The organism is Parabacteroides distasonis (assembly GCF_004793765.1).
In the GTDB taxonomy this organism is placed as follows: Bacteria; Bacteroidota; Bacteroidia; order Bacteroidales; family Tannerellaceae; genus Parabacteroides; species Parabacteroides distasonis_A.
This window is the reverse complement of the sequence record NZ_SRYM01000110.1, coordinates 1-2,497: the sequence shown is the minus strand read 5'-3', so window position 1 is coordinate 2,497 and position 2,497 is coordinate 1. Positions and strand designations below refer to the sequence as shown.

The window sequence follows — 2,497 nt, the reverse complement described above, 5'->3', positions numbered from 1 at the left end:
CTAAATTTCAACAATTTCAAAGTACTCTTTCCGATTTTAATGGGACATCAATGTATTCATCAGATATATAAAAAGCCATATCTGGAACTAACAAAATCTTATTCTTTCCAAAATGCTCTTTCAAAAAGTTATAACTCCATTTATCACGCGCACACAATGTCAAATCATTATGACGAGCCATGACTGCCGCATCTTTCGCTATTAAAGATTCATCCTCATACCAAATAGACTGAGGAAACATTATGATCCGATTATTTGGGAACTGTTCTATTACTCTCAAACGGAAATCTTGACACTCCCTATACAAATCACCAAAATTACCTCCACCATGAAACAGTATAACGGTTTCGGGATGGAGGTAATTTTCACACCATGAATTTGACGAAGACTGCAAACACTTATATTTCATAGAAGATAAAAACTGCCTTTCACCTTCCCATATCAATATATCTCCTATATTACCATGATAAGGATTATCTAAATGTACATAATCCGATGTTATTAAAGGTTCTATATTATCTTTTATTATCTTCCTTAATTCTTCTATCTTTTCCTGAAAATCCATTATTTTATATTTAAGCCATTTATAATCAATCATTTCAATTCTATTACAGATAAACATTTTTCATAACGACTACAATTTTTCCTCTATCACTTATATATCCCACAAATTTTCCTAAGTTGAACGGTCAAAATTTCCCGTTCTCTTCTATCTAAACCGAAACAATACATAACTAAAAAATTCAATACCAACGAGAGTATTCCTAAAAAAATAATTTTCTCTTCATCACCAATCATTTCCAATGGTAAATAAACAATAGGGAAGACAAACGCAGTCACCACGATCACTCTCCCTAACACCTCTCGTAAATATCTTTTAATAGAAAAAGCATAAAGCCGCTTCAAATACCACAAGCGCACCCAAAGTATCAAAATACTCAAAATACAACGAATCTCCAATACCACCTCTGGTACATACCCTATCCTCAAAAACAAATAACTGACAGGCAGGTTGGCCAGGATCATCACACTCATCAGTATCTGATAATCACGGATTTTTCCCGTGGCCTGTACCGATACCCAAAGTGGACCTTGCAAAGCCTCCAGCAAAGAGAGCAATATCATCAAGCGACAAAACGACACCGTATGCGCAGGTACCTCCCCCAACCACAGCGACAACACCTCCTCACAACAGATATACAGAGGCAAAGAGATAGCGAACAACAGGAAATAAGAGTATTTCGAGGTACGCATGATCAAGTCGATGAAATAACAACGATCGCCTGACACATAGGATTTCACGATCTGAGGATTGAATGCTGTCTGGAAATTACTCACAAAACTATAGACCGCCGTTTGTACCTGATTGGCGATACCCATAGCAGCGTTCACCGTCACGCCGAAAAAAAGATTCAACAAGATGTTCAATCCTTGCGAGGCTCCCATATTGGCTATTCCTCCAAACAGACTCCAGCCAGAGAAACCTAGCAACTCGCAGAACAACCCTTTATCCCAAAAGAAATGATAATGACATACTGCAAACGATCGCCTGCAATACAAATAATAACAAGCCAACACCAAAGCCAGTACGACAAACATCAAGAACCCATAAAAGATCAGACGATCCCATGCGGTCCAAGTCAACAAATACACAATCAACAAACGAAACACGGCCTCAATCACACTGATATAAGCATAGAATGACATCCGCTCATGTGCGATAATGGCTGCGTTATAAGGAGCACGCATGATATTAACACAAGTGCCCAATATCGTAAATTGATATGTAAGTGTCACCGCCCATCCCCTATCCGCAGGATATTGGATGTAGCGTTCCAAAAACCACAACCCAGCAGTCTCCGCAAGTACGAACGTCAGCAACGCTATTCCTAGATGGATCGTGACACTGGCAGAGAACACGTGTTGGGTTGTCATCAAATCCCCACGTCCCAACTCATAATTCAAGAACCGTTGCGTGGAGGTGACCATGGCGTTATTGACAAACGTAAAGAGTACAACTATTCCTCCCACCACGTTATAAATCCCGTAGTCCTCTACCCCCAGCATCTGTAATACAACTCGGCTGGTGTATAGCGTCACCCCCATGATCAAGAGCATACGTACATAGAGGAACAGCGTGTTCTTCGCTATCCGCTTATTATTCTCGGATATTGAATGCATATATCTTATTGAGAATTGGTATCCTTCAAATTTAGAGCAACTGTAACACTCTTCAAATTCTCAAGCGTACAACTTTCTTGATTTGCACACAGCCTTCATACTGCTTGGATAGCCATCAAAACGAACCACATAAAAAGCGTTAGCACTGACTTCGGTCACGCAGTATATATTCAAGGGAATATACAGTATATATCCGGATGCACATGTAGTATATATCCTCAAGAGACAGATAGGTAGATATATGTTATAGTAACCGAATATTGACTATGCCTAAATTTACTTCACAGATTTTACTGTTATTTTCTAAGGTACTTCA

At 39.0% G+C, this 2,497-nt stretch carries 2 protein-coding genes; both read right to left on the bottom strand.

Annotation, left to right across the window (positions count from 1 at the left end; genetic code table 11):
- Window positions 1–16: 16 nt before the first annotated feature.
- A complete protein-coding gene (locus E5342_RS18850) occupies window positions 17–598 on the bottom strand; it encodes a polysaccharide pyruvyl transferase family protein (RefSeq protein ID WP_168354524.1) in 582 nt (193 codons plus the stop codon).
- Between the two features lie 53 nt (window positions 599–651).
- Entirely contained in the window at window positions 652–2,181 is a 1,530-nt protein-coding gene (locus E5342_RS18845; RefSeq protein WP_121735582.1) for a lipopolysaccharide biosynthesis protein, read from the bottom strand.
- Window positions 2,182–2,497 lie beyond the last annotated feature (316 nt).